This is a genomic window from Streptomyces sp. MH60 (genome assembly GCF_002939385.1).
In the GTDB taxonomy this organism is placed as follows: Bacteria; Actinomycetota; Actinomycetes; order Streptomycetales; family Streptomycetaceae; genus Streptomyces.
Window position 1 is genome coordinate 20,073 of record NZ_MULI01000030.1, and the last position, 26,054, is coordinate 46,126.

Sequence of the window (26,054 nt, forward strand, 5' to 3'; positions counted from 1 at the left end):
ACCTTGCCGGGCCCCTCGTCCGGGCCCCCCTTGGCACGGTTCCCTTTGACGTGAATCGCGTCAAACCGTGCCAAGGAGCGGCAGACGATACAGCCTCCCGCCTAGCGGAGAGAGGAGTTGTCCATCTTCCGGGTGGTGATGATCTGGTCGATCAGGCCGTAGCTCAGCGCGTCCTCGGCCGTGAGGATCTTGTCGCGCTCGATGTCCTCGCGGATCTTCTCGACCGGCGTGGTGGAGTGCTTGGCCAGCATCTCCTCCAGCTGCGAGCGCATCCGGAGGATCTCGTTGGCGGCGATCTCCAGGTCGGAGACCTGACCGCGGCCGGTCTCGCTGTAGGGCTGGTGGATCAGGACGCGGGCGTTCGGCAGCGCCATGCGCTTGCCCGGCGTACCGGCGGCCAGCAGGACGGCGGCGGCGGAGGCGGCCTGGCCCATGCAGACCGTCTGGACGTCCGGCTTCACGTACTGCATCGTGTCGTAGATGGCCGTGAGCGCGGTGAAGGAGCCGCCGGGGCTGTTGATGTAGACCGAGATGTCCCGGTCGGGGTCCATCGACTCCAGGCACAGCAGCTGCGCCATGACGTCGTTGGCCGAGGCGTCGTCGATCTGGACGCCGAGGAAGATCACCCGCTCCTCGAAGAGCTTCGCGTACGGGTCGTACTCGCGCACGCCCTGCGAGGTGCGCTCGACGAAGCGCGGGATGACGTAGCGGGACTCGGCCTGCGGGCCCGTGTAGCGGCCCTGGGAGGCGGCGCCCATGTCCTGCGTGGCGTTCATGCGGTCGTACAGGCCGCTGCCGGGGAAGTCGTTCACAGTGTCTCCTGTAAAGGGGCTGAGGCGGTCGGCTCGGGGCGGAGGATGGCTCAGGCGCCCGTGCCGCCGCCGCCCGGCATGCCGGCGGCCGTGGCGATGACGTCGTCGATGAGGCCGTACTCCTTGGCCTCGAAGGCGTCGAACCAGCGGTCGCGGTCCGAGTCGCGGGTGATCTGCTCGATCGTCTGGCCGGTGTGCTGGGAGGTCAGCTCGGCCATGCGCTTCTTGGTGTGCAGCAGCCGCTCGGCGTGGATCTTGATGTCCGAGGCCGAACCGGCGAGGCCGGCGGAGGGCTGGTGGATCAGGATCTCGGCGTTCGGCAGCGCGAAGCGCTTGCCGGGGGTGCCCGCGCTGAGCAGGAACTGCCCCATGGAGGCCGCGAGACCCATCGCGATCGTCACCACGTCGTTCTTGATGTACTGCATGGTGTCGTAGATCGCCATACCGGCCGTGATCGAACCGCCCGGGCTGTTGATGTACAGGAAGATGTCCTTGTCCGGGTCGGAGGCAAGGAGCAGCAGCTGTGCGGTGATCTTGTTCGCGATGTCGTCGTCGACCGGCTGGCCGAGGAAGATGATCCGCTCGCCGAGCAGTCGGTTGTAGACCTGGTCGCCGAGGCCGCCACCGATAGAGGGCTCGCCGGCGGCTGAGGGCATCAGATTCGTCACGTATCCACCTGCTCGTCTTACGACGGCGCCGGGCCGTCTCACGTTTCCCTGCGGGGCTGGAGCCGCTTTCGGGGACTCCCCTGCCCTCGTATTCATGGACCCTAACGCGGTGACCGTGCGGTGCCATCCCGGTTCTGCGGGTGTTCGCCGGGGGCGTAGCGACGTGACGGTGTCCGTCCGTCTCCCCGTGCGGTCCGTTGTGGTTGCTCGCGCCCAAGCGGCGGAGCCGCACATCGACACAGCCCCGCGCCCCCTGGCCGGCCGCCCGGCCGTATGACGAACGGGCCCCGGCACTGGTGTCCGGGGCCCGTTCTGCGTCCGTCCGGGGAGACGCGAGGGGGATCAGCCCTCGGTCTTCTCCTCGGCCTTGTCGTCGGCCTTCTCGGCGTCGGTGGACTCGGCGGCGGCCTCGGTGGCCTCCGTCTCCTCGTCCTCCTCGTCGTCGAGGTCGACGATCTCGCCGTTGGTGTCCTTGACCGTGGCCTTCTCGACCACGGCGGCCAGGGCCTTGCCGCGGGCGACCTCGCCGACGAGGAGCGGGACCTGGCCCTGCTCGACGACGGCCTGGGCGAACTGGTCGGGGGACATGCCGGAGGAGGCGGCGCGGCGCATGAGGTGCTCGGTCAGCTCTTCCTGGCTGACGTTGAGCTTCTCCTGCTTGACCAGCTCGTCGAGGACGAACTGGGTCTTGATGCCCTTGACCGCGGCCTCGCGGGTCTCGGTCTCGAACTCCTCGGCGGTCTTGCCCTGGAGCTCCAGGTACTTCTCGAGGTCGAGGCCCATCTGGCCGAGCTGGTGGTGCTCGAGGTTGTGCTTGCGGGTGTTGATCTCGTCCTCGAGGAGCTTCTCGGGGACCGGGACCTCGACCAGCTCGAGCAGCTTGTCCAGGACGCGCTCCTGGGCCTGCGTGGCCTGGTCGTACTGCTTCATGTTGGCCAGGCGCTTGCGGCTGTCGGCCTGCAGCTCCTCCAGCGTGTCGAACTCCGACGCCAGCTGCGCGAAGTCGTCGTCCAGCTCGGGCAGCTCGCGCGCGGCGACCTGGGTGACCTTGACGGTGACCTCGGCCTCCTTGCCGGCCGCCGAGCCGCCCTTGAGCTCGGAGGTGAAGGTGGCCTCGCCACCGGCCTCCAGGCCCTTCACGGCGTCGTCGATGCCGTCCAGCAGCTCGCCGGATCCGATGGTGTAGGACACACCGTCGGCGACGCCGTCCTCGAGGACCTCGCCGTCGACCTTGGCCTGCAGGTCGATGGTGATCACGTCGCCGTCGGCGGCGGCGCGCTCGACCGGGGACGTGGAGGCGAAGCGCTCGCGCAGCTGCTCCACCGACTTCTCGACGTCCTCGTCGCTGACCTCGACGGCGTCGACCTCGACCTCGATGCCGGAGTAGTCCGGGATCTCGATGGAGGGACGGATGTCGACCTCGGCGGTGAAGTTCAGCGTTTCGCCGTCCTTCAGCTCCGTGATGTCGACCTCGGGCTGGCCGAGCGGGTTCAGCTCGGCCTCGTTGACCGCGTCGGTGTAGAACTTCGGAAGCGCGTCGTTGACCGCCTCCTCCAGAACCGCACCGCGGCCGAACCGCTGGTCGATGACCCGGGCCGGGATCTTGCCCTTGCGGAAGCCCTTCACCGTGACCTGCTGGTTGATCTTCTTGTACGCCGCGTCGAGGCTGTCCTTGAGCTCCTCGAAGGGCACCTCGACAGTGAGCCGAACCCGGGTCGGGTTCAGGGTCTCCACGGCGCTCTTCACGGTTCGGTCTCCTTGGTGGCTGACTTCTTGGGTTCTGCCGGAACCAGAGAGTGTCCGGCAAATTTCGCCGCCCGGAGACTTCAGACGCTGATGACACACGGGCGTGCAGCTTGCATAGTAACGGCAGCGACTACACGGCCCAAAAGGCGATCACTCGGTGGATCACCCGGTGGATCACTCGGCGGATCGGTCGGTGGTCGGGGTGGCGGGATTTGAACCCACGGCCTTCCGCTCCCAAAGCGGACGCGCTACCAAGCTGCGCCACACCCCGTCTGGTGCGACACGTAGGGTACATGCCGCCAGGCACCGGGGCCGCAGGGTTTCCCGAGCGTCCGTGAAGGTCCGGCACGGACCGGAAGGGGTGTGCGGTGAGGGGCGACGACCCGCTACGATGCGTGCAGTGCCGCGGTCACCGACCCGCGGCGCGTGCTGTGCGGGCGTAGCTCAATGGTAGAGCCCCAGTCTTCCAAACTGGCTACGCGGGTTCGATTCCCGTCGCCCGCTCCGAGAGGCCTCCGGCCCGGTCCCCCAGGGGATCGGGCCGGAGGCCTTTGTGCGGTCCGGGGGCTGCCCGGGACGCACGGGGGCCTGGAAGCGGCGGGCTAGAACTGGATGTCGTTGATCGTCCTCGCTATCGAGTCCAGGAAGCGCTGGATGTCGTCGGCCATGCCGGTCGAGGCCAGGAAGAAGCCGAAGAGGACCGCGACGATCGCCGGCCCCGCCTTGATCGAGCCTCCCCGCAGCAGTACCACCAGGATGATCCCCAAGAGCAGCACCACTGACAGTGAAATGGCCACAACTGATCACACCCTCGGTCGGTCCGCACTCCCGCCCGGAGGTGCGGCACCGCACACCCCCGCCAGAACCATCGTGCCACCAACCGGGCCCCGTCATGCGGCAGGTGACACATCGTCCGGCCGGTTCCGTCGACGGCGTGCTCCCCCGCGCACGCGGGCGCGTCCCACCACCGGGCCCGTACGGAATGTCGACGGGTCACCCGTACGGGGAATTCGAGTCGCTTCGTTTCCATATCCACACAACGCGTTCGCAGATATTTCGAATTGTCACGGCGGACACATCGGCGAGGACATCGGCGGCACATCGGCGGGGACGCCGACAGGGTCATCACAGGGAGATCACAGGATCACCCACGAGGCCCGTAAGGGCATTGAAGCGGACATTCCAGCAGAGTCGCCCGCCGGTCTTATGCGCCGTTTAGTCACGACGTGTCAGGACAAGTGGGGTGCTCCGGCTGGGGCTTGGACACGGGGCGACGCGCCGGGAATGTGGGGGCGGTCACGCGACCGGAGAGGCCGAGTTCCCGAAATACCGGGGTAGTCGAACGGTACTCACACCGTACTCAAGACCCGAAATGCAGGAATGACGTCGAGGGTTTTACGGAATCCCACGGAGAACGCTAGGGTGCCTCAGATGTTCTACGCTGCCTCGTCCCCCACCAGAGCAGCGAGGTCCTGTGACCGCTCGCCGGGTTCTCGGCGGGGGGTTGCATGACTAGCTCGCTGCGACCTCAGGGCGACCGGAAGTCGCCGTCCCCGCCCTCCCCGCCGAGCCGGCAGCGCGACGCGTTCTTCGACAACGCCAAGTACCTGGCGATCGTGCTGGTCGGCGTGGGTCACGCCTGGGGACAGATCCTGGACGGGAACCGGACCGTGGAGACCCTCTACCGGGTCCTGTACACGTTCCACATGCCGGCGTTCATCGTCATCTCCGGCTACTTCTCGCGCAGTTTCGACCTGAGCCCCAAGCGCGTCAAACGGCTGATCACCGGTGTCGCCGTCCCCTACCTCGTCTTCGAGGTCGCCTACACGCTGCACCGCCGCGTCAGCGAGGACCCGCAGAGCGACTTCAGCCTGCTGGACCCCACCTACCTCCTGTGGTTCCTGTGCGCGCTGTTCGTCTGGCGGCTGACCACCCCCATCTGGCAGACGGTCCGTTGGCCGCTCCCGATCGCCCTCGGCATCGCCGCGCTGGCCTCCGTGACGCCCAGCGTGGGCAACGACCTGAACATGCAGCGGGTGCTGCAGTTCCTGCCGTGCTTCGTGCTGGGTCTGGTACTGCGCCCCGAGCACTTCCAGCTGGTGCGGCGCCGCGCGGTGCGGATCCTGTCCGTGCCGGTGGTCGCGGCGGCGCTGGTGATCGCCTGGTGGTCGGTGCCGCGCATGGAGACCGGCTGGTTCTACCGCAACGCCGCCATGCAGGACACGGGCGCCCCCTGGTGGTCCGGGCCCGTCCTGACGCTGGCGCTCTTCGGCTGCTCCGTGGTGCTGACCGCGTGCTTCTTCGCCTGGGTGCCCGGCCGGCGCATGTGGTTCACGGCGCTCGGCGCCGGCACGATCTACGGCTACCTGCTGCACGGCTTCCTGGTGAAGGAGGGCACCTACACGGGCTGGTTCCAGCACTCCTTCCTGGACCAGCCGCTCGGCGAGATCGGGCTCACCGTCCTCGGCGCCGGCGCCGTCACCCTGCTGTGCACCAAGCCCGTCCAGCGGGTGCTGCGTTACGTGGTCGAGCCGAAGATGGACTGGGCCTTCAGGCGGGATCCCGGTGACGCCGCCCGGGGCCGTGAGAAGCGGGAGGGGTCCGGGGTGCGCGACACCGCCGCGGCGCCCGCCGCGCCGAACGGCAGCGGCGAGAAGGTCTCCGTCTAGGACCGGTGGTCACCCCTGGCCGAGAAGTGCCCGCATGCGCGTGTACTTCTCGGCCAGTCGTGTGCGGGTGGCCTCGTCGAGGACGGCCAGCCGCGCGGGGTCGGCGTTGTGCGCCAGGTCCGCCTCCTTGACCAGCCGCGCGCCGGGGGTGGCCAGGATGCGCGCGGCGTACGCCTCGGGCGGCTCCCCCGGCCGCTTGGTGAGGGCCAGGACGATGTCCTTGGTACGACGGCTCAGCGGCGCCTCGTCCAGCCAGCGCTCGGTCAGCGCGTCGTCCTCGACGGCGTCGTGCAGCCAGGCGGCCGCGATCTGCTCGTCGTCGCCGCCGCGCGCCCGTACGCCCTCGGCGACGGCCCGCAGGTGTTCGGCGTACGGCCGGCCCGCCTTGTCGGTCTGTCCGGCGTGGGCGGCGCGGGCGGTGACCTCGACCTCGGCCAGGGAGAGCGGCGGGACGGGCGGTCCGGAGTCGTGGGACGTGGGCGGCATGGGGCCCAGTATGTCGGTGCGGGCCTCAGTCCATGGCCGGCGCGGACTGGGCGGTCGGGCCCTCCCGGCAGATCAGCAGCAGCGCCCGGTCGTCGTTGACGTCCTTGGCCACGGCCTCGATCAGGTGCCAGGCCGCGCCGTGGAAGCCGCCCGCGACATAGCGGTCGGCCTCGCCGGTGAGGCGGTCGATGCCCTCGGCGATGTCCCGCTCGGAGGTCTCCACCAGGCCGTCCGTGAACAGCATCAGCACGTCCCCGGGCCGCAGCGACCCCTTCACCTGGTCGAACTGCGCACCGTCGTACACGCCGAGCAGAGGTCCCTCGGCCGACTTCTCCTCCCAGCGGCCGGTGCCCGCGCTGAGCTGGAGACCCGGCGGATGCCCGGCCGAGTACAGCTCGTAGTCGCCGGAGTCGAGGTCCAGGACGAGGTGGATGGAGGTGGCGAAGCCCTCGTCCCAGTCCTGGCGGAGCAGGTAGCCGTTGGCGGCCGGCAGGAAGGCGTGCGGGGGCAGGCTGCCCAGCAGTCCGCCGAAGGCCCCCGACAGCAGCAGGGCGCGCGAGGCCGCGTCCATGCCCTTGCCGGAGACGTCGGTGAGGACGACCTCCAGCGTCCGGCCGCCGTTGGTGCGGGCCGCGACGACGAAGTCCCCGGAGAAGGACTGCCCGCCCGCCGGGCGCAGCGCCATCTCGCGGTGCCAGCCCTTCGGCAGCTTGGGCAGCTTGCTCTGGACGCGGATGCGTTCGCGCAGGTCGAAGAGCATGGTGCCGCCGCGCCGCCAGGGCACGCCGACCCGGCTGCGGAACTGGGCGACGAGGAGTCCGAAGAAGCCGCAGGCCGCGACCACCAGGACCACACCGGGCGTGACCCGGGAGGGGCCCTCGGTGTACGGGCCGAGCTGCACGGATTCCACGATCAGCGCGGTGGCGGCCGCGGCGTACAGGCCGAGCAGGCTCGCCGGGCGCAGCAGCAGGCCGCCCGCGACGATCGGGATGACCAGCGCGGAGGGCGAGCACCACACCGAGTTGGCCATCGTGGTGGCCGCGATGACGGGGATGGTCAGCAGCAGTCCGGCGAGCGCGATCCAGTCCGAACCGTCGCCGCGGAAGTAGTCGACGGCGGCTCGGCGCACGCCGACGCGGGCCCGGTGCCACTGCTTCTTCCACCGGGCCGCGAACGTCTCGGCCTCCGCGCGCCGCTGTCGTCCTGCTGCCATTAGTTCGGGACCCTATCCATCGAACCGGCCGCTTGGCACGGGAGGTCCTACTTGTCCCCCGTCCGAGGCCGGACTTCACAGTGAACTTCACGAACGGCTCCCGCGCCGCAACCCCGCGGAAATTCCCTCGCCCGTCCCGCGCGGCCCTGATACGCATGCTGCATGGGAAGCTCCACGGATCAAGACGGCGGTGTGAAGACGGAGCCGCGAGTGCTGCGGCGCGACGAGTGGGACAGGTGGTACGGGACGCTGATCCGTGCCTTCAGCGGGGTTCCGGAGCCCGCCGAGACGTTGGCGCTGTACCGGGAGCTGACCCAGGTCGACCGGTCGATCGGTGTCTGGGAGGACGAGGGGGAGGGCGGCGCGTGCGTCGGGACGGCGGGGGCGTTCGCCTTCCGGATGACCGTGCCGGGCGGCGCGCCGGTGCCCGCCGCGGGCGTGACGATGGTGAGCGTCGCGGCCACGCACCGGCGCCGGGGCGTACTGACGTCGATGATGCGGCGGCAGTTGGACGACGTACGGGCCTGGGGCGAGCCGCTGGCCGTGCTGACGGCCTCCGAGCCGGCGATCTACGGCCGGTTCGGGTACGGCGCCGCGACCTTCGGGCTGAGCGCGGAGATCGACACGAGCCGGGTCCGGCTGTCGGTGCCGGCCGGCACGGATGACGTACGGCTGCGGTACGAGGCGCCCGCGGAGGTGCTCGACGCGTGCGAGGCGGTGTACGCGCGGCTGGTGCCGGAGCGGCCCGGGATGCTGGCCCGGCGGCCCGGCTGGGAGCGGCTGGCGCTGCTCGACCCGGAGAGCGGGCGGGACGGCGCCTCGCCCCTGCAGTGCGTGGTCGCCCGGCGGGGCGGCGAGGTCACCGGGTACGCGCGGTTCCGGGTACGGCCGGCCTGGGGGCCCGCGGGTCCCCAGGGCACGGTGGCCCTCGACGACCTGGCCGGCCTCGATCCGGCGACCGAGGCGGCGCTCTGGCGCTTCCTGTACGACATCGACCTGACCTCCACGCTGGCGGTGCGGGGGCGGCCGGTCGACGAGGCGTGGCAGCACCAGGTGTCGGACATCCGGCGGTGCCGGCCGGAGCTGCGGGACGCGCTGTACGTACGGCTGGTGGACGTGGGGGCGGCGCTCGCGGCGCGGACCTACCAGGCGCCGGTGGACGTGGTGTTCGAGGTCGACGACGCCTTCTGCCCCTGGAACGCGGGGCGTTGGCGGCTGAGCGGCGACGCGAAGGGGGCGTCGTGCGAGCGTACGTCGGACGCTGCCGATCTCGCGCTGTCGGTACGGGAGTTGGGGGCGGCGTATCTCGGGGGCGTGCGCCTCGGTTCGCTGGGTGCGGCCGGGCGGGTGCGCGAGGTGCGGGCCGGGGCGCTGGCAGCGGCGTCGGTGGGGTTCGGGTCGGACGTGGCGCCGTGGCTGCCGCACGGGTTCTGAGCGCGGGCGCGGGGGGCTAACGCCGCTGGCAGGTGGGGCACCAGAAGAGGTTGCGGGCGGCCAGGTCGGCGGTGCGGACCGGGCTGCCGCAGAGGTGGCAGGGCTGGTTGGCCCGCCGGTAGACGTAGACCTCGCCGCCGTGGTCGTCGACGCGGGGCGGGCGGCCCATGGCCTCGGGGGTGTGCTCGGGGCGGACGGTGTCGATGCGGTTGTTGCGCACGCCCTCGCGCATGAGGGCGGTGAGGTCCTGCCAGATCGCGTCCCACTCGGCGGGGGTGATGTCCTTGCCGGGGCGGTACGGGTCGATGCCGTGCCGGAAGAGGACCTCGGCGCGGTAGACGTTGCCGACGCCGGCGATGACCTTTTGGTCCATGAGCAGGGCGGCGATGGTGGTGCGGCTGCGGGAGATCCGGCGGTGGGCGGCCGCGGGGTCGGCGTCCGGGCGCAGCGGGTCGGGGCCGAGGCGGTCGTGTATCGCCTGCTTCTCCGGGGGCGTGATCAGGGCGCAGGTGGTGGGGCCGCGGAGGTCGACGTACGCGGTGTCGTTCGCGAGACGGAGGCGGACGGTGTCCGTGGGCGGGGGCGCGGGGGCGGGGCCGAAGGTGACCTTGCCGAAGAGGCCGAGGTGGATGTGGACCCAGGCGGGGGGCTGGGTGGCTGCGCCGAAGCCCAGGAAGAGGTGTTTGCCGTGGGCGTCGGCGGTGGTCAGGACGGTGCCGTCGAGGAGGGCCGCGGAGTCGGCGAACTTGCCCTGGGGGCTGGTGACGTGGACTGCCGTCCGGGCGAAGGCGGCGGTGTAGTCCTGGGCCAGCCGGTGGATCGTGTGCCCCTCTGGCACGGAGGTGTCCTTTCGTTGCCCTTGCCCACGAGTTGCTCCGCGGGGTCTTGGGGTGCCTGCCTTTGCCCACCCGCCCACCCGACTCGGTGGGTCAAGAAGCTCGACTCGGCACGGGGCTCCGCCCCGCACCCCGGCGGGGACTCCGTCCCCTGCACCCCTCCGGGCCCGCTCCCCTGCGCCTCTCCGGGCCCCGCTTACCTGCGCTCCCTGCGCCTCCAGGCCCGCTCCCCCGTGTCCGCCCGCCCTGGAGGGCTCGACCACATCCGACAGGCTCGCGTCCCTGGGCTGGGGCTCCTGGTTGCCGCGGGGTCGGGGGCGCCGCCCCCGGGCTGACGGGCCGGGGGGCGGCGGGGCGGTCGGGGTTGTTACTGCTGGGGGTGGTGGGGCGGGATGGGGGGGAGGTCGCCCGTGGTCTCGTAGGACGTGAGCATGTCGATGCGGCGGATGTGGCGTTCGTCGCCGGAGAACGGGGTGGCGAGGAAGGTCTCGACGAACTTCGTCGCCTCGTCCTGCGTGTGCATCCGGGCGCCGACCGCGACGACGTTGGCGTTGTTGTGCTGGCGGCCCAGCGACGCCGTCTCCTCGCTCCAGGCCAGCGCCGCGCGCACGCCCTTCACCTTGTTCGCCGCGATCTGCTCGCCGTTGCCGGAGCCGCCGATCACGATGCCGAGGGCGTCGGGGTCCGCGGCCGTGCGCTCGGCGGCGCGCAGGCAGAAGGGCGGGTAGTCGTCCTGGGCGTCATAGAGGTGCGGGCCGCAGTCGACGGGCTCGTGGCCCGCCGCCTCGAGCCATTCGACGAGGTGGTTCTTGAGTTCGAAGCCCGCATGGTCCGAGCCGAGATACACGCGCATGCGTCGAGTGTGACACGGGGGGCGAGACGCGGACTCTCGGGGTGGCAGCCATGAGAAGAGCACGTGAAGCTATGGAAGCTCAGGGAAAGCTCAAGTAACGATCCGGATTCAAAGGTTCCCGAATCAGTTCACCTCCGTTTCACTGGTCCGGCTCGTACACCGCTCGTACGGGAAAATGCTCGACCGGCGCAAAGGAAACCCTCCCCCATGACTTCGCAGCCGACCTTGACCAAACCCGAGGAGGAGCCCGCGGGCCCCTCCGGACCCGGGTCCGGGCTTCAGGCCGGGCTCAAGAACCGCCATCTCTCGATGATCGCCATCGGCGGCGTCATCGGGGCCGGGCTGTTCGTGGGCTCCAGTACCGGGATCGCCACCGCGGGACCCGGCATCCTCCTCTCCTACGCCCTCGTCGGCACGCTCGTGGTGCTGGTGATGCGGATGCTCGGGGAGATGTCGGCCGCCAATCCGACCTCCGGATCGTTCTCCGCCCATGCCGACCGGGCGCTCGGGCCCTGGGCCGGGTTCTCCATCGGCTGGCTCTACTGGTTCTTCTGGGTCGTGGTGCTCGCCGTGGAGGCGACGGCCGGGGCGAAGATCCTGGAGGGCTGGATCCCCGCCGTGCCGCAGTGGGGGTGGGCGCTGATCGTGATGGTCGTGCTGACCGCCACCAACCTCGCCTCCGTCGGCTCCTACGGCGAGTTCGAGTTCTGGTTCGCCGGGATCAAGGTCGTCGCCATCGCCGCGTTCATCGTCGTCGGCGGGCTGGCCGTCTTCGGCGTGCTGCCCGGCGTGGACAGCGACCAGGCGGGGCTCGGCAACCTGACGGAACACGGCGGGTTCCTGCCGAACGGGGCCGGGGCCATCCTCACCGGTGTGCTGCTCGTCGTCTTCTCCTTCATGGGCAGCGAGATCCCCACCCTCGCCGCCGGTGAGTCCGAGGACCCGCAGCGGGCCGTCACCAAGGCGACCAACAGCATCATCTGGCGCATCGCCGTCTTCTACCTGGGCTCCATCTTCGTCGTGGTCGCCCTGCTGCCCTGGGACGCGCAGTCGATCGTCGACGAGGGCTCGTACGTCGCCGCGCTGGACTCGCTCGGCATCGCCAACGCCGGTCAGATCATGAACTTCATCGTGCTGACGTCCGTGCTGTCCTGTCTGAACTCCGGGCTCTACACCGCTTCCCGCATGGCCTTCTCGCTCGGTGAGCGCGGTGACGCGCCGCGGGCCTTCGCCCGGACCACCCGGCGCGGGGTGCCGCGGACGGCGATCCTGGTCTCCGTGGTGTTCGGCTTCGTCGCCGTGTTCTTCAACTACGAGTTCCCGGACTCCGTCTTCCTCTTCCTGGTCAACTCCTCCGGTGCCGTGGCCCTCTTCGTGTGGCTGGTGATCTGCTTCTCCCAGCTGCGGCTGCGCCGGATCATCCAGGCCGAGGCGCCGGAGAAGCTGGTGGTGCGGATGTGGCTGTTCCCGTATCTGACCTGGGCCGCCGCCGCCCTGATCGTCTTCGTGCTGGGCTACATGCTGACCGACACCGAGCACGACGGGCGCACCACCGTGCTGCTGTCGCTGCTCGTCGCCGCGCTGGTCCTCGTCGTCGCCTTCGTCAGGCAGCGGCTCGGGGCGGGCACGGCGCGGCGCGGGACGGCCGAGGCCGTCGTCGAGAAGGACTGATCTCGGGCGCGGGTGCCCGACCACGTGAAAGAGGCTCGCGGGGAGCGCTTGCAACGCTCCCCGCGAGCCTCTTGCGTGGGCCCGTCGGCCGCTAGCGCTTGTCGACCAGCTTCCACGCGGCGGGCAGGACGCCCATCGCCAGCGCGGCCTTGAGCGCGTCGCCGATCAGGAACGGGGTGAGGCCGGCCGCGATCGCCGCGGTGAGGGACAGGTCGGCGGCGAAGGCCAGGTAGGGCACGCCGACGGCGTAGATGACCGCCTCGCCGAGCAGCATGGTGCCGGCCGTGCGCAGCACCGAGCGGTCGGCGCCGCGGCGGGCCAGGGCGCCCACGACCGTGACGGCGAGCAGCATGCCGAAGACGTAGCCGAGGGAGGGCGCCGCGGTGCCGGAGCCGCCCTCCGCGAACCACGGCATGCCCGCCATGCCGACCAGGGCGTACAGCGCGAGGGAGAGCAGACCGCGGCGGGCGCCGAGCGTGGTGCCGACGAGCAGTGCCGCGAAGGTCTGGCCGGTCACCGGCACCGGGGAGCCGGGCACGGGCACCGCGATCTGGGCCGCGACGCCGGTGAGCACGGCGCCGCCCGCCACGAGCGCGACGTCCCGGACTCGGGAGGAGGGGATGAGGTCGGCGAGGACCTGCCCGGAGCGGCGGGCGGAAACGGCAGCGGTGCTCATGGGGACTCCGCGGTGGTGTGGACATGTCGGGACACCGCGACGCTATCCCAGCGGCCGGGGCCGATCACCAGCAGCGCCCGACAAAGGCACGTTCGTCGGCTTGGTGGGCTCCCGACAAAGGATGCGGGATACACCCGGACTCGGGTGACACCGGTCACCGAGGGGGTGAGGCGGGCGTCACCAGTATGCGGAACCCCGCATTCGGATGATCACGTTCCGTATCCGGGCCGTCCGTATCGTGGGCGTCCGCTGTCGCCGGGCGGTGCGAGACCGGAAACTGTGGGCGCTTTTGCCCTGCCCCAGTCCCCCACGCATCGGACGAGCCGCTCCATGTCCAACAGCACCACCACCGAGGCGCCCCGGCAGCCGGTGGACTCCTCCCTCTCCCACGGCCTCAAGCAGCGCCATCTGTCGATGATCGCCCTCGGCGGGGTGATCGGCGCCGGGCTGTTCGTCGGCTCGGGCGCCGGTATCGCCGCCGCCGGGCCCTCGATCGTCGTCGCCTACACCCTCTCCGGTCTCCTGGTGATGCTGGTGATGCGGATGCTGGGCGAGATGTCCGCCGCCCATCCGTCCTCCGGTTCCTTCTCCGCGCATGCCGAGCGGGCGATCGGCCCCTGGGCCGGCTTCACCGCGGGCTGGGCGTTCTGGGTGCTGCTGTGCACGGCCGTCGGCCTGGAGGGCATCGGGGCCGCGCAGATCGTGCACGGCTGGCTGCCGGGCACGCCCGAGTGGGCGTGGGTGGCGCTGTTCATGGTGGTGTTCTGCGGGACGAACCTGGCCGCCGTGAAGAACTTCGGCGAGTTCGAGTTCTGGTTCGCCGCGCTCAAGGTCGGCGCGATCTCACTGTTCCTGGTGCTGGGCGTGCTGGCGATCTGCGGCGTCCTGCCGGGCACCGACTCCCCGGGCAGCTCCCACCTGGGCGACTTCCTGCCGAACGGCGGCAACGGCCTGATCATCGGCCTGCTCGCCTCGGTGTTCGCCTACGGCGGCCTGGAGACGGTCACCATCGCGGCGGCCGAGTCGGAGAACCCGGTCAAGGGCGTGGCGAGCGCCGTACGGACGGCGATGTGGCGCATCGCGCTGTTCTACATCGGCTCGATGGCGGTCATCGTGACGCTGGTCCCGTGGGACTCCCCCGAGGTCGTCGAGAAGGGCCCGTACGTCGCCGCCCTCGACGAGCTGGGCATCCCGGGCGCGGGTCAGCTCATGAACGTCGTGGTCCTGGTGGCGCTGCTCAGCGCGATGAACGCCAACATCTACGGCGCCTCCCGCATCGGCTACTCGCTGGTCGAGCGCGGCCAGGGCCCGAAGGTGCTGGGCCGGGTGTCGGGCGGGGTGCCGCGGATCGCGGTGCTGGTCTCCTCCCTCTTCGGCTTCGGCTGCGTCCTGCTCAGCTACTGGCGGCCGGACGACGTCTTCTCCTGGCTGCTGAACATGATCGGCGCGGTCATCCTGGTCGTCTGGATCTTCATCGCCGCCTCCCAGCTGCGGCTGCGCCGCCGCCTGGAGCGCGAGGCGCCCGACAAGCTGGTCGTGCCCATGTGGGGCTTCCCGTGGCTGACCTGGGTGGCGCTGGCGGCCATGGCCGCGGTGTTCGTGCTGATGGCCCGTGAGCCGGACACCCGGGTCCAGCTGTACTCGACGGGCGGGATGACGCTCGCCCTGGCGGCCGTCGGCTACGCCCGGCAGCGACGGGCGGCTGCCCGCCGCTAGCCCCGGCGCCCGGTTCCTCCCGAGGGCCCCCGCACCCACGCGTGCGGGGGCCCTTTCGTGTGCTCCGGCACGCCCCTCCACCCCTCCGCGGACTCTTGCTGCTAGCGTGCACTTGCAAGCCTTTTGCAATAAGAGGGTCGGAGGGGATCCGCCATGTCCGTCTACACGCTTCCTGAACTGCCGTACGACTACTCGGCGCTGGCTCCCGTGATCAGCCCCGAGATCATCGAGCTGCACCACGACAAGCACCACGCCGCGTACGTCAAGGGCGCCAACGACACGCTGGAGCAGCTCGCCGAGGCGCGGGACAAGGAGACGTGGGGCTCGATCAACGGCCTGGAGAAGAACCTGGCCTTCCACCTCTCCGGCCACATCCTGCACTCGATCTACTGGCACAACATGACCGGCGACGGTGGCGGCGAGCCCCTGGACAAGGACGGCGTGGGCGAACTGGCCGACGCGATCGCCGAGTCCTTCGGCTCCTTCGCGGGCTTCAGGGCCCAGCTCACCAAGGCCGCCGCGACCACCCAGGGCTCGGGCTGGGGCGTGCTGGCCTACGAGCCGCTGAGCGGCCGGCTGATCGTCGAGCAGATCTACGACCACCAGGGCAACGTCGGCCAGGGCTCCACCCCGATCCTGGTCTTCGACGCCTGGGAGCACGCCTTCTACCTGCAGTACAGGAACCAGAAGGTCGACTTCATCGACGCCATGTGGGCCGTCGTCGACTGGCAGGACGTGGCCAAGCGCTACGAGGCCGCCAAGTCCCGGACCAACACGCTGCTGCTGGCGCCCTGAGAGCCGGCCCCTGAGCGTCCCGCCTCGTGATCGTCTTCTCAACCTTCACCGGGCGGGCGGAATGAGGGAAGCCCCCGCGAGGACGTGACTCGCGGGGGCTTCCTGTGCGCGGGGACCTACAGGTTGCTGAAGTCCGGGCCCTTGGTGCGGGTCCGCTTGATCTCGTAGAAGCCCGGCACGGACGCCACGGCGAGGGTGCCGTCCCAGAGCTTGGCGGCGTCCTCGCCCTTGGGGGCGGGGGTGACGACCGGGCCGAAGAAGGCGAGCTGCTCGCCGTCGGCGCCGGGCACGGCGATGACCGGGGTGCCGACCTCCTGGCCGACCTTGTCGATGCCCTCCTTGTGGGAGGCGCGCAGCTGGGGCTCGTAGGGGGTGCCGTCCCAGTGGTCCATGAGGGACTCGGGCAGACCGACGTCCTTCAGGGCGGCGGCGACCGTCTCCCGGCCCGGGCCCTCCTCCTGGTTGTGGATGCGGGTGCCGAGTGCCGTGTAGAGGTCGCCGAGCACCTCGCGGCCGTGCTCCTCCTGGGCCGCGATGACGACGCGGACCGGGCCCCAGGCCTTGACCTCCAGCATCTCGCGGTACTCCGCGGGCAGCTCGTCGAGCTTGTCCTCGTTGAGCACGGCGAGGCTCATCAGGTGCCAGTGGACCTCGATGTCCCTGACCTTCTCCACCTCCAGGACCCAGCGGGAGGTCATCCAGGCCCAGGGGCACAGCGGGTCGAACCAGAAGTCGACGGGCGTCTTCTCGGACATGTCTCTCCTCATGGGGCGCGCGAGCAGGTGTTTCTCGGGGCAACCGGCCGGTCGGCCCGCCCATTCCCCGCTGCCGTGCGACAGGGGCGCATGGCAGGATCGGTGCTGTCCGCATACTGAACACCACGGAACACCAGTCGTATACCGAACACCATCCGAGGAGTGCCGCCCGTGCCCGGTGAGAATCTGTCCCGCGACGAGGCCCGGGAGCGGGCCGCCCTGCTGTCCGTCGATGGGTACGAGGTGTCCCTCGACGTGCGCTCGGCCGTCGGCGACGCGCGGGGCGAGGGGCCGCGCACGTTCCGGTCCGTCACCACGATCCGCTTCCGCTGCAACGAGCCCGGCGCGAGCAGCTTCGCCGACCTGATCGCACCGAGCGTCACCGCCGTCTCCCTGAACGGCCGCGACCTCGACCCGAGCGAGGTCTTCGACGGCTCCCGGATCGCCCTGGAGGACCTGGCCGCCGACAACGAGCTGGTCGTCGACGCCCAGTGCGCCTACTCCCGCACCGGCGAGGGACTGCACCGCTTCGTCGACCCCGAGGACGGCGAGGTGTACCTGTACACCCAGTACGAGCCGGCCGACTCGCGCCGGGTCTTCGCGGGCTTCGAGCAGCCGGACCTCAAGGCGCCCTTCCGCTTCGAGGTGCGCGCGCCCGAGGAGTGGACGGTGTGGTCCAACGGCGCGGGCGAGCGCGCCGACGGCGTGTGGCGGTTCGCGGAGACGAAGCCGATCTCGACGTACATCACGTGTGTCGTGGCCGGCCCGTACCACTACGTGACGGACTCCTACGAGCGGACCTTCGAGGACGGCACCCGGCTGGAGATCCCGCTCGGCGCCCTGTGCCGCAAGGGGCTCGCCCCGCACTTCGACGCCGACGACGTCTTCCTCATCACCAAGCAGGGCCTGGACTTCTTCCACGACCACTTCGACTACCCGTACCCCTTCGGGAAGTACGACCAGGCGTTCGTGCCCGAGTACAACCTCGGCGCGATGGAGAACCCGGGGATGGTGACCTTCCGGGAGGAGTACATCTTCCGCGGGAAGGTGACGCGGGCGTCGTACGAGGGCCGCGCCAACACGATCCTGCACGAGATGGCGCACATGTGGTTCGGCGACCTGGTCACCATGGAGTGGTGGGACGACCTGTGGCTGAAGGAGTCCTTCGCCGACTTCATGGGCGCGTTCGCGAACGTCGGCGCGACGCGCTTCAAGGACGCCTGGATCACCTTCGCCAACCGCCGCAAGGCCTGGGCCTACCGCGCCGACCAGCTCCCCTCCACCCACCCGATCACGGCCGACATCCGTGACCTGGAGGACGCCAAGCTCAACTTCGACGGCATCACCTACGCCAAGGGCGCCTCCGCGCTGAAGCAGCTGGTGGCGTACGTCGGGCAGGACGCGTTCCTGGAGGGCGCGCGGCGCTACTTCAAGCGGCACGCGTACGGCAACACCCGGCTGGGTGATCTGCTGTCGGTCCTCGAGGAGACCAGCGGGCGGGACATGGCGGCCTGGTCGCGCTCCTGGCTGCAGACGGCGGGCGTCAACTCGCTGACCCCGCAGGTGCTGCTGAGCGCGGCGGGCACCGTCGACGAGCTGGCCGTGGTGCAGGAGGCCGTCGAGTCTCACCCCGAACTGCGCCCGCACCGCGTCGCAGTGGGCCTGTACCGGCGTACGGCCGAGGGCGCCCTGGAGCGGTACGCGCGCGCCGAGGTGGACGTCGAGGGGCCGCGCACGGTGGTCGCGGAGCTGGCCGGTGCCCAGGCGCCGGAGCTGGTCCTGGTCAACGACGACGACCTCACGTACTGCAAGACGCGCTTCGACGCCACCTCGCTGGCGACGCTGCGCGAGCACCTGGGCGCCCTGACCGACCCGCTGGCCCGTGCCCTGTGCTGGTCGGCGCTGTGGAACATGACGCGGGACGCGCTGCTGCCGGCCCGGGACTTCGCGGCGCTGGTGCTGCGGTTCGCGGGGCGCGAGTCCGACATCGGCGTCCTGCAGATGCTGCACGCCTGGACCGGCTCGGCGCTGGTGCACTACGCCGCCCCCGAGTGGCGGAAGACCGGCGAGCGGCTGCTCGCCGAGGGTGCGCTGCGCGAGCTGCGGGACGCCGCGCCGGGCAGTGAGCAGCAGCTGGCGTGGGCGCGGTTCTTCGCGTCGGTGGCGTCCGAGGAGGCGGACCTGGCGCTGCTCCGGGGGCTGCTGGAGGGCACGGAGAAGATCGACGGCCTGGCCGTGGACCAGGAGCTGCGCTGGGTCTTCCTCGCCCCGCTCGCGGCCCACGGCGCGGTCGACGAGGACGTCCTGGCCGCCGAACTGGTCCGCGACGACACGGCCTCCGGCAAGCGGCACCAGGTGCGCTGCCTGGCCTCGCGGCCGTCGGAGGTGGTGAAGGCGCAGGCGTGGGTGCAGGTCGTCGAGTCGGACAAGCTGTCCAACGCCCTGGTGGAGGCGACCATCGCCGGGTTCGCGCAGCCCTCGCAGCGGGAGCTGCTCGCGCCGTACACCGAGAAGTACTTCGCGGCGATCGAGCGGGTGTGGGCCGAGCGGTCCATCCAGATCGGGATGGACGTGGTCCGGGGCCTGTTCCCGTCGCTGCGGGACTCCCAGGACACGCTGGACGCGACCGACGCGTGGCTGTCGGCGCACGAGGGGGCGGCGCCGGCGCTGCGGCGGCTGGTGCTGGAGGCTCGGGACGACCTGGCGCGGGCCCTGCGGGCGCAGGCCTGCGACGGGGGCGCGTAGAGGTTCTGCTGGCCGTCGGGCGCGGGTGCGTCGTGGCTTGTCCCGTCCACGCGGCGGAGCCGCACCTGGACACAGCCCCGCGCCCCTCGGGGCGTTGTCCTGCCCCGCGTCGATGAGTCCTGGCCAACGATTGAGCGTTCCGTCGTCGTTACGGAATTCGGTCAATAGCAGCCGTAACCCCTGGTCCCACCCTTTCGGACCAGGGGTTTCGGCATCCGAACACGCGTCCTTTAGTCCGCCCTTGTCCCGGTTCGGCGATGGGCGTGTAACAGGGGTTAAGGGGCGGATCAAGCGCGGGAAATTGCCGGTCATGACGCACAACACCCCGCTCCCGCCCCGCCCCCGCCCGCTCCACGAACTGGCCGTCGGCCGACGCCGGCTGATGACGGTCGCCCAGTTGCGGGCGCACGGCGTCTCCGCCGCGGAGACCAACGAGCAGTGCCGGCCCGGCGGCCCCTGGCAGCAGCTCCTCCCGAACGTCGTGCTGCTGCACCCGGGCCCGCCGACCGGCGACGAGCGCCTGCACGCGGTGCTGCTCTACGCGGCGCGGGACCGCACCGCCGCCGGCACGGCACCCGGCGTGACCGCCTCCGTGCCGGTCCAGCCGGGCGGGGAGCAGCCGCCCGCGCCGGCCTACGCGGAGGCGATGATCACCGGCCTGGCCGCGCTGACGCTGCACGGCTTCTCCGCCGCTCCCCCGCTGTCGTCCCTGGACCTCATCGACGTCCTGGTCCCGCGGCTGCGCCGGCTGCGCACGACCGGCTGTGCGCGCGTCGTCCGCACGGCCGCGCTGCCGACCGCCGTGGAGCTGACCGGGGTCCCGGTGGCACCGGTGGCGCGGGCCCTGGCGGACGCGGTCGCGGAGCTGACCGACCCGGGCACGGTCCGCCGGCTGCTGACGGAGGCGGTGCGTGGCGGGCACTGCGAACCGGCCGCGGTGGTACGGGAGCTGAACCGGGCCCGGCTGCTGAGCCGCCCGCACGTGGTGGACGCCGTGGACTCGCTGGTCGCCGAGGGGCGGGCGCTGGCCGAGCAGCGGCTGTACCGGATGGTGCGCGAGCACGCCCTGCCCGAGCCGGTGTGGAACGTCGACCTGCGCCTGCCCGGCGGCCCCCACCTGGGCGGCGTGGACGCCTTCTGGCCCGAGCACGCGGTGGCGCTGGAGCTGGACACCCGGGCGCACCGGCAGCACGAGGACGACGCCGCCTGGGCGGAACACGCCCGCAAGCGCGAGCACCTGGAGCGGCTGGGGATCACGGTCGTGCACCTCACCCCGCGCATGCTGCGGGACTGCCCGGAGCACCAGGCGGCCGTCGTGCGTACGGCGCTGATGGCGGCCGGGGACCGGGAGCCCGCGGCGTACGTCGTGGTGCTGCCCCGTTAGGCCCAGGTCACCCGCCGCAGAACTCGGCCTCGATCACCGCCTCGCCGTCGCCGGACCAGTCGCCGTTGAAGTTGAGGGCGAGGGCGTGCCGGCCGTCCCTGGTCGCCACCGCCTCCGAGGAGGAGCCGTGGATGGCGCCGGCGTGCCCCCAGACCGTCACCCCGCAGTCGAGTTGCCGCCTGATCAGGCCGAGTCCGTAGTCGGCGCCCTCCCGTGCGGGGACCGTGGTGGTCATCTCGGCCAGCTGCTTGGCGGGCAGCAGCCTGCCGCGGAACAGGGCGGTGTAGAAGCGGTTCAGATCGGCCGAGCTGGAGACCGCCTCGCCCGACGCGCCGGCGATGGACGGGTTGAGCCGCGTGACGTCGTACGTCGGGCCGGTCGCCGTGGGCGCCAGCTTGGAGTAGGCCCGGCTGCTGGGCCGGGGCAGGCCGGTGCGGGTGCCCGGGAAGGAGGTGGCGCGCAGCCCGAGCGGCTCGATGATCCGGCGGCGCACCTCCTCGCCGTAGGGGCGGCCGGTGGCCTCCTCGATCACCAGGCCGGCCAGGACGTAGTTGGTGTTGGAGTAGTTCCAGGAGGTGCCGGGGGTGAAGTCCGGCTGGTGGGCCATGGCGATCGCGACCAGCTCGCGCGGTGTCACCGTCTCGTAGCGGTGCGCGAAGAAGCCGTCCTTGAGGAAGTGGTCGCGGGCGAACCCGTCGTCGGACGTGTAGTCGTAGACGCCGCTGGTGTGATTGAGGAGTTGGCGCAGGGTGATCCGGCCGCCGTCGTGGCCGTGGCCCGCGACCAGGCCCGGCAGCCACTGGTCCACCGTGTCGTCGAGCGAGAGCCGGCCCTCGGCCTCCAGTTGGAGCAGCACGGTGGCGACGAAGGTCTTGGTGATGCTGCCGACCCGGTAGCGGTCCCGCTCGGAGCGCGGTTCGCCGGTGTGCAGATCGCCCACTCCGACGGCCTGGGACCAGGTGCCGCGGCCGTCGCGGGCGGTCGCCGTGACGCCGGGCACTCCGTCCTCGACGGCGGCCTGGAGGGCCCGGCGGGTCGCGTCGTGGCCGCCGGTGGCGGCGGGCGCGGCGACGACGGGACCCGCGACGGCCGTCGACAGGGCCAGGGCGGTGGCCGCGAGCAGGGCGGTCCGTACGCGTGCGGTCATGTCTTCCCCCACTTCTCGGTACTGCTCGGTCCCGGGAGAGACCGCACCGACGGCATGAGGGTTGCCATGGTTTACGAGAGTTGAACGTGATTGAGCCTCTTTTCACCCGTGTCGGTGCGGTGCGGGCCACGGGATTGTCACGTGCCGTCCCCTGTGTCCCCGATGGCGTATGGCGGAATGACGCCATGCCTTCTTCCCGCCCCGGACAACTCTCCCCAATCAGTGATCCCTTGAGTAAAGCTGAGCGGTCGTCCGGGATCGGATTCCGGACTGTCTCGGCCAGGGCCGGTCGGCCTTGGTCGTGCCGCTCGTTCCTTCACCCCAAGGGATGCCGATGACCCACAGCCCCCAGCGCGAACCGATACCGGGCGCGAGACGCAGGGCCCGCCTGGCCGTCGCCACGGGCCTCGTCGCCGCACTCGCCGCGGTCGGGCCCGTGCCCGTCGCCCTTGCCGCCGACGGCCCGGCGACGACCGCGCCTTTCGGCGACACCTCCGTCAAGTCCGCGCACGACAAGCTCGGTTCGCACGACGCCGACCTGCTCGCCGAGGCGAAGGCCGACGGCCGGAAGAACGTCACGATGATGGTCGCCACCGCGCCGGGCCGGACCGAGCAGGTGGCGAAGGAGCTGGACGCGGTCGCCGGCGGCACCGTCGGCCGCACCTACGACGAGCTGGGCTACGTACGCGCCACCGTGCCCACCGCCAAGGCGGACTCGGCCATCGCCGCCGCCGCGAAGCTCTCCTCCGTGAACGGCATCGACCTGCGCGACGAGATCCCGCTGGACGACCCGACGCCCAGCGCGGACATGGCCAAGGGCGCCGCGCACCAGGGCCGTTCCTACCCGGCGCCGAACCGCCGGACCCCGGCCGAGAACCCCTACAACCCGTCCTTCGAGACGGGCGCCGTCGACTTCGTGAAGAAGAACCCGAAGTCGGACGGCCGCGGCGTCACCATCGGCATCCTCGACTCGGGCGTCGACCTCGGCCACCCGGCGTTGCAGCGGACCACCACCGGCGAGCGCAAGATCGTCGACTGGGTCACCGCGACCGACCCGGTCGTCGACGGCGACCGCACCTGGCGCCCGATGACCACCTCCGTCTCCGGGCCCGCCTTCACCTACGGCGGGCAGACCTGGACGGCGCCCGCGGGCTCGTACCGGGTCAGCACCTTCCTGGAGTCGTACACCACCGGCGGTGACGCCGCGGGCGACGCCAACCGGGACGGCGACACCACCGACTCCTGGGGCGTCCTGTACGACGCGAAGGCCGGTACGGTCCGCGTCGACCTGAACAACAACCACGACTTCTCCGACGACACCCCGATGAAGCCCTACAAGGACGGCTTCCAGATCGGGTACTTCGGCACCGACGACCCGAAGACGGACGTGGCCGAGCGCCAGCCCTTCGTGATCGAGATCCGCAAGGACGTCGTCGGCTCCGCCGGCACCAGGACCGACTTCGTCAACATCGGCGTCATCGAGTCCGAGCACGGCACGCACGTCGCCGGACTCGCCGCCGCCAACGGGCTGTTCGGCGGCCGGATGGACGGCGCCGCGCCCGGCGCGAAGATCGTCTCCTCCCGGGCCTGCACCTGGAGCGGCGGCTGCACCAACGTCGCGCTCACCGAGGGCATGATCGACCTCGTCGTCAACCGCGGCGTCGACATCGTCAACATGTCGATCGGCGGCCTGCCCGCCCTCAACGACGGCAACAACGCCCGCGCCGAGCTGTACACCCGCCTCATCGACACCTACGGCGTGCAGCTGGTCATCTCCGCGGGCAACTCGGGACCCGGTGCCAACACCATCGGCGACCCCGGCCTCGCCGACAAGGTCATCTCGGTCGGCGCCTCCATCTCCCGCGAGACCTGGGCCGCCAACTACGGCTCCGCGGTGCGGACCGAGTACGCGATGATGCCGTTCTCCTCGCGCGGACCGCGTGAGGACGGCGGCTTCACGCCGACGCTGACCGCGCCCGGCGCCGCGGTCAACTCCATCCAGACCTGGATGCCCGGCGCCCCGGTCCCGGAGGCGGGCTACGACCTGCCCGCCGGTTACGGCATGCTCCAGGGCACCTCGATGGCGTCCCCGCAGGCCGCCGGCGCCTCGGCGCTGCTGCTGTCGGCGGCGAAGCAGGCCCGCATCGACCTGACCCCGGCGAAGCTGCGGACGGCGCTGACCTCCACCGCCGACCACATCAAGGGCGTGCAGGCGTACGAGGAGGGCGCGGGCCTGATCGACATCCCCGACGCCTGGAAGTCGATCCGGCGCGGCGCAGGCGCCCACGAGTACACGGTCAGGGCGCCGGTCGACACCGCGATCGACGAGGCCCTGGCGACCCCGGGCCACGGCACCGGCCTCTACGACCGCGAGGGCGGCCTGAAGGCCGGGCAGAAGAAGACGTACGAGATCACGCTGACGCGTACCTCGGGGCCGGACCGGGCGATCCGGCACGAGCTGGAGTTCGAGAACAACGCGGGGCACACCTTCCGCGTCGTGGGCCGGGACGAGGTGCGGCTGCCGCTGAACGAGCCGGTCACCGTCGAGGTCGAGGCACGGCCCGGTTCCGCCGGTCTCAAGAGCGCGATCCTGGAGGTCGACGACCCGCGCACCGAGGGTGTCGACCAGCAGATCCTGACCACGGTCGTCGTCTCCGCCCCGCTGAAGTACGACTTCTCCGCGAAGGGCTCGGTGCAGCGCAACGCCACCAAGTCCTACTTCGTGACCGTCCCCGAGGGTGCGAAGGCGCTGGAGGTGGCGATCGGCGGGCTCAAGGGTGAGAGCCAGACCCGGTTCATCTCCCTCCACCCGTACGGCGTCCCGGTGGACAACACCTCCACGCCGTACTGCTACAACAACTACCTCGACGGCAACGGCTGCCGCCCCGACGTGCGCGCGTACGCCGACCCGCAGCCCGGCGTCTGGGAGGTCGAGGTCGAGGCCCGGCGGACCTCGCCGCTCCTGGACAACCCCTACCGGCTGGACGTCACCGTGCTCGGCGCGGACTTCGACCCGGAGGTCGTCACGGTGCCCGAGGCCAAGGCCGGTACCCCGGCCGACGCCTCCTGGACGGTGACCAACCGGTACGCCCCGCTCGACGGCAAGCTGGTCGGCGGCCCGCTCGGCTCCTCCGAGACGTCCCGCCCGACCATCGAGCAGGGCGACACGGCCACCTCCACGGTCGAGGTGCCCGAGGGCGCCGAGTCGCTGGACGTCGCCATCGGGGGCGTCTCCGACGCGGCCGCCGACCTGGACCTGACGGTCTACGACGAGAACGGCGCCGTCGTCGCCCAGTCCGCCGACGGCGACTCGGAGGAGTCGGTCTCCCTCGCCAAGCCGGCCGCCGGTACGTACACCGTCGAGGTCGCGGGCTACTCGGTGCCCTCGGGCAGCACGGAGTACGACTACCGGGACGTGTACTTCGCCGACACCCTCGGCTCGGTCACGGTGGACGGCTCGGCGCCGGTGAAGCTCGGCACGGGCGACTCGGCGACGGTCTCCGGCAGCGTCACGGCCCTGGCCGCCGCGCCCGAGGGCCGCGAGTTCTTCGGCCGGGTCCGGCTGGTCAACGCCCACGGCACGGTCGCGGGCCTCGGCAGCGTACGGATCGGGAAGGTCGTGCCGTAGTCCGGTGCGGTACGGGGAGGGGGCGGGCGCGCCGGGTCGGGCGCCCGCCCCCTTCCGCGTACTCGTGACGGGTCAGTCGCAGGTGAGGGTGCGGGACTCGGGGAGGGAGGCGGTGACCCGGGAGCGGGCGGTGGCGATGTTCCGGTCGCCGGTGATCACCGTGTCCGGGGTGGGCCGGTCCCGGAGGAGGCCGATCAGCGCCCGGTCGCCGGGGGCGAGGCGGGCGAGGCCGTCGTCCAGGACGAATGTCGTCGTCGGCCCGGTGTCCCCCTCGGGTGGTGCGTAGGCGTGCGTCACGCGGAGCGTGATCCGGTGCTGTGCGGTGCCCGGCACCGGCTCGACACCCGTCACCGTGCCTTCGGCGACCAGCCGGGCGCAGGCCAGGTAGCGGGGAGTGCCGAAGACCGCGGCGGCCTCCTGCCCTGCGGACGGGCGGTCCGGCCGCGCCGCGGACTTGTCGGCCGCGCTGCCGCTCGCCGCGTCCTCGGAGGCACCACTGCCGCTCTGCACGGCCAGCCAGCCCAGGCCCGTGACCACGACCCCCGCGCAGGCCGCCGCGAGGACACCGAGCGCGAGGCGGAAGGGACGGCGGCGGCGCGGTGCCGGGACCTGGACGGGGGCCGCAGCCGGACGCCCCGCCGGAACGGCGTCGCCCAGGGCGTCGCCGAGCAGGTGCAGTTGCTCCCGCAGCAGCGCCACGTCGGCCGTGGCCGACCGGTACGCGCCGTGGGCGTCCGCCCCCGCGTCGGGCGGCAGCGGCTCGCCCGTGATCGCGGCCGTCAGCGCGTCGTACCCACCGGGGTGCTCTTCGGCGGCCATC

Annotated in this window: 20 protein-coding genes and 2 tRNA genes; 9 read left to right on the forward strand and 13 right to left on the reverse strand. The window is 71.4% G+C overall.

What is annotated here, in order from left to right; translation table 11 throughout:
• Positions 1-101: 101 nt before the first annotated feature.
• From BZZ08_RS19780 to BZZ08_RS19795, 4 genes are all read right to left on the reverse strand, one after another.
• The gene (locus BZZ08_RS19780; RefSeq protein ID WP_059302350.1) at positions 102-812 is read right to left on the reverse strand and encodes an ATP-dependent Clp protease proteolytic subunit; all 711 of its coding nucleotides are present in this window, start codon (positions 810-812) and stop codon (positions 102-104) included.
• Between the two features lie 50 nt (positions 813-862).
• Positions 863-1,468, reverse strand: a complete 606-nt coding sequence (locus BZZ08_RS19785; RefSeq protein WP_059302418.1) for an ATP-dependent Clp protease proteolytic subunit — start codon at positions 1,466-1,468, stop codon at positions 863-865.
• Between the two features lie 354 nt (positions 1,469-1,822).
• Complete coding sequence (gene tig / locus BZZ08_RS19790) at positions 1,823-3,226, reverse strand: trigger factor (protein ID WP_104633590.1); 1,404 nt, start codon at positions 3,224-3,226, stop codon at positions 1,823-1,825.
• 194 nt (positions 3,227-3,420) lie between these two features.
• Positions 3,421-3,497, reverse strand: a tRNA-Pro gene (locus BZZ08_RS19795).
• A 162-nt stretch (positions 3,498-3,659) separates the two neighbouring features.
• Between BZZ08_RS19795 and BZZ08_RS19800 the strand changes: the two genes are divergently transcribed.
• A tRNA-Gly gene (locus BZZ08_RS19800) sits at positions 3,660-3,730 on the forward strand.
• 98 nt (positions 3,731-3,828) lie between these two features.
• Here the strand turns inward: BZZ08_RS19800 and BZZ08_RS19805 are convergent.
• On the reverse strand, positions 3,829-4,023 hold the full coding sequence (locus BZZ08_RS19805) for a hypothetical protein (RefSeq protein WP_104633591.1): 195 nt from the start codon (positions 4,021-4,023) through the stop codon (positions 3,829-3,831).
• A gap of 711 nt (positions 4,024-4,734) precedes the next feature.
• On the opposite strand from BZZ08_RS19805, the gene BZZ08_RS19810 reads away from it, so the two are divergent.
• Positions 4,735-5,895, forward strand: coding sequence for an acyltransferase family protein (locus BZZ08_RS19810; RefSeq protein WP_104633592.1), 1,161 nt, complete (start codon positions 4,735-4,737; stop codon positions 5,893-5,895).
• Positions 5,896-5,904: 9 nt separating this feature from the next.
• Here the strand turns inward: BZZ08_RS19810 and BZZ08_RS19815 are convergent, their stop codons facing one another.
• Together BZZ08_RS19815 and BZZ08_RS19820 are read right to left on the reverse strand one after the other, a co-directional pair.
• Positions 5,905-6,381, reverse strand: a complete 477-nt coding sequence (locus tag BZZ08_RS19815; RefSeq protein WP_104633593.1) for an HD domain-containing protein — start codon at positions 6,379-6,381, stop codon at positions 5,905-5,907.
• 25 nt (positions 6,382-6,406) lie between these two features.
• A complete protein-coding gene (locus BZZ08_RS19820; protein ID WP_104633594.1) occupies positions 6,407-7,594 on the reverse strand; it encodes a PP2C family protein-serine/threonine phosphatase in 1,188 nt (395 codons plus the stop codon).
• 162 nt (positions 7,595-7,756) lie between these two features.
• On the opposite strand from BZZ08_RS19820, the gene BZZ08_RS19825 reads away from it, so the two are divergent.
• Complete coding sequence (locus BZZ08_RS19825) at positions 7,757-9,028, forward strand: GNAT family N-acetyltransferase (RefSeq protein WP_198601580.1); 1,272 nt, start codon at positions 7,757-7,759, stop codon at positions 9,026-9,028.
• Between the two features lie 16 nt (positions 9,029-9,044).
• On the opposite strand, the gene BZZ08_RS19830 is transcribed toward BZZ08_RS19825, so the two are convergent.
• Positions 9,045-9,866 (reverse strand): Fpg/Nei family DNA glycosylase, encoded by an 822-nt coding sequence (locus BZZ08_RS19830; RefSeq protein WP_104633596.1) that lies wholly within the window; start codon positions 9,864-9,866, stop codon positions 9,045-9,047.
• 365 nt (positions 9,867-10,231) lie between these two features.
• Positions 10,232-10,717 carry a ribose-5-phosphate isomerase gene (locus BZZ08_RS19835; protein ID WP_104633597.1) on the reverse strand — a complete coding sequence of 162 codons (486 nt, stop codon included), beginning with the start codon at positions 10,715-10,717 and terminating at the stop codon, positions 10,232-10,234.
• Positions 10,718-10,924: 207 nt separating this feature from the next.
• Here BZZ08_RS19835 and BZZ08_RS19840 point away from each other — a divergent pair, with 207 nt between their 5' ends.
• Positions 10,925-12,388, forward strand: a complete 1,464-nt coding sequence (locus BZZ08_RS19840; protein WP_104633598.1) for an amino acid permease — start codon at positions 10,925-10,927, stop codon at positions 12,386-12,388.
• A gap of 91 nt (positions 12,389-12,479) precedes the next feature.
• Here BZZ08_RS19840 and BZZ08_RS19845 read toward each other — a convergent pair whose 3' ends face one another.
• Complete coding sequence (locus tag BZZ08_RS19845) at positions 12,480-13,064, reverse strand: biotin transporter BioY (protein ID WP_104633599.1); 585 nt, start codon at positions 13,062-13,064, stop codon at positions 12,480-12,482.
• 330 nt (positions 13,065-13,394) lie between these two features.
• Here BZZ08_RS19845 and BZZ08_RS19850 point away from each other — a divergent pair, with 330 nt between their 5' ends.
• The gene (locus BZZ08_RS19850) at positions 13,395-14,780 is read left to right on the forward strand and encodes an amino acid permease (RefSeq protein ID WP_104633600.1); all 1,386 of its coding nucleotides are present in this window, start codon (positions 13,395-13,397) and stop codon (positions 14,778-14,780) included.
• A 153-nt stretch (positions 14,781-14,933) separates the two neighbouring features.
• Positions 14,934-15,575, forward strand: a complete 642-nt coding sequence (locus BZZ08_RS19855) for a superoxide dismutase (RefSeq protein ID WP_104633601.1) — start codon at positions 14,934-14,936, stop codon at positions 15,573-15,575.
• Between the two features lie 116 nt (positions 15,576-15,691).
• Here the strand turns inward: BZZ08_RS19855 and BZZ08_RS19860 are convergent, their stop codons facing one another.
• Entirely contained in the window at positions 15,692-16,330 is a 639-nt protein-coding gene (locus BZZ08_RS19860; protein ID WP_198601581.1) for a DsbA family protein, read from the reverse strand.
• Between the two features lie 171 nt (positions 16,331-16,501).
• On the opposite strand from BZZ08_RS19860, the gene pepN reads away from it, so the two are divergent.
• A complete protein-coding gene (pepN, locus tag BZZ08_RS19865; RefSeq protein ID WP_198601582.1) occupies positions 16,502-19,075 on the forward strand; it encodes an aminopeptidase N in 2,574 nt (857 codons plus the stop codon).
• 310 nt (positions 19,076-19,385) lie between these two features.
• Positions 19,386-20,459 carry a hypothetical protein gene (locus tag BZZ08_RS19870; RefSeq protein WP_198601583.1) on the forward strand — a complete coding sequence of 358 codons (1,074 nt, stop codon included), beginning with the start codon at positions 19,386-19,388 and terminating at the stop codon, positions 20,457-20,459.
• Between the two features lie 7 nt (positions 20,460-20,466).
• Here BZZ08_RS19870 and BZZ08_RS19875 read toward each other — a convergent pair whose 3' ends face one another.
• Positions 20,467-21,606: a serine hydrolase domain-containing protein gene (locus tag BZZ08_RS19875; RefSeq protein ID WP_104633604.1), complete on the reverse strand. Its 1,140-nt coding sequence runs from the start codon at positions 21,604-21,606 to the stop codon at positions 20,467-20,469.
• Between the two features lie 334 nt (positions 21,607-21,940).
• Between BZZ08_RS19875 and BZZ08_RS19880 the strand changes: the two genes are divergently transcribed.
• Complete coding sequence (locus tag BZZ08_RS19880) at positions 21,941-25,234, forward strand: S8 family serine peptidase (protein WP_104633605.1); 3,294 nt, start codon at positions 21,941-21,943, stop codon at positions 25,232-25,234.
• A 72-nt stretch (positions 25,235-25,306) separates the two neighbouring features.
• On the opposite strand, the gene BZZ08_RS19885 is transcribed toward BZZ08_RS19880, so the two are convergent.
• Positions 25,307-26,053 carry a hypothetical protein gene (locus tag BZZ08_RS19885; RefSeq protein ID WP_104633606.1) on the reverse strand — a complete coding sequence of 249 codons (747 nt, stop codon included), beginning with the start codon at positions 26,051-26,053 and terminating at the stop codon, positions 25,307-25,309.
• Position 26,054 lies beyond the last annotated feature (1 nt).

What these genes read in the sequence shown, in the direction of transcription:
- BZZ08_RS19845 (WP_104633599.1), bottom strand. Translation starts at nt 13,064, where the DNA reads ATGAGCACCGCTGCCGTTTCCGCCCGCCGCTCCGGGCAGGTCCTCGCC.
- BZZ08_RS19880 (WP_104633605.1), top strand. Translation starts at nt 21,941, where the DNA reads ATGACCCACAGCCCCCAGCGCGAACCGATACCGGGCGCGAGACGCAGG.
- BZZ08_RS19870 (WP_198601583.1), top strand. Translation starts at nt 19,386, where the DNA reads ATGACGCACAACACCCCGCTCCCGCCCCGCCCCCGCCCGCTCCACGAA.
- BZZ08_RS19810 (WP_104633592.1), top strand. Translation starts at nt 4,735, where the DNA reads ATGACTAGCTCGCTGCGACCTCAGGGCGACCGGAAGTCGCCGTCCCCG.
- BZZ08_RS19835 (WP_104633597.1), bottom strand. Translation starts at nt 10,717, where the DNA reads ATGCGCGTGTATCTCGGCTCGGACCATGCGGGCTTCGAACTCAAGAAC.
- BZZ08_RS19785 (WP_059302418.1), bottom strand. Translation starts at nt 1,468, where the DNA reads ATGCCCTCAGCCGCCGGCGAGCCCTCTATCGGTGGCGGCCTCGGCGAC.
- BZZ08_RS19875 (WP_104633604.1), bottom strand. Translation starts at nt 21,606, where the DNA reads ATGACCGCACGCGTACGGACCGCCCTGCTCGCGGCCACCGCCCTGGCC.
- BZZ08_RS19885 (WP_104633606.1), bottom strand. Translation starts at nt 26,053, where the DNA reads ATGGCCGCCGAAGAGCACCCCGGTGGGTACGACGCGCTGACGGCCGCG.
- BZZ08_RS19815 (WP_104633593.1), bottom strand. Translation starts at nt 6,381, where the DNA reads ATGCCGCCCACGTCCCACGACTCCGGACCGCCCGTCCCGCCGCTCTCC.
- BZZ08_RS19855 (WP_104633601.1), top strand. Translation starts at nt 14,934, where the DNA reads ATGTCCGTCTACACGCTTCCTGAACTGCCGTACGACTACTCGGCGCTG.
- BZZ08_RS19820 (WP_104633594.1), bottom strand. Translation starts at nt 7,594, where the DNA reads ATGGCAGCAGGACGACAGCGGCGCGCGGAGGCCGAGACGTTCGCGGCC.
- BZZ08_RS19840 (WP_104633598.1), top strand. Translation starts at nt 10,925, where the DNA reads ATGACTTCGCAGCCGACCTTGACCAAACCCGAGGAGGAGCCCGCGGGC.
- BZZ08_RS19850 (WP_104633600.1), top strand. Translation starts at nt 13,395, where the DNA reads ATGTCCAACAGCACCACCACCGAGGCGCCCCGGCAGCCGGTGGACTCC.
- BZZ08_RS19825 (WP_198601580.1), top strand. Translation starts at nt 7,757, where the DNA reads ATGGGAAGCTCCACGGATCAAGACGGCGGTGTGAAGACGGAGCCGCGA.
- BZZ08_RS19860 (WP_198601581.1), bottom strand. Translation starts at nt 16,330, where the DNA reads ATGTCCGAGAAGACGCCCGTCGACTTCTGGTTCGACCCGCTGTGCCCC.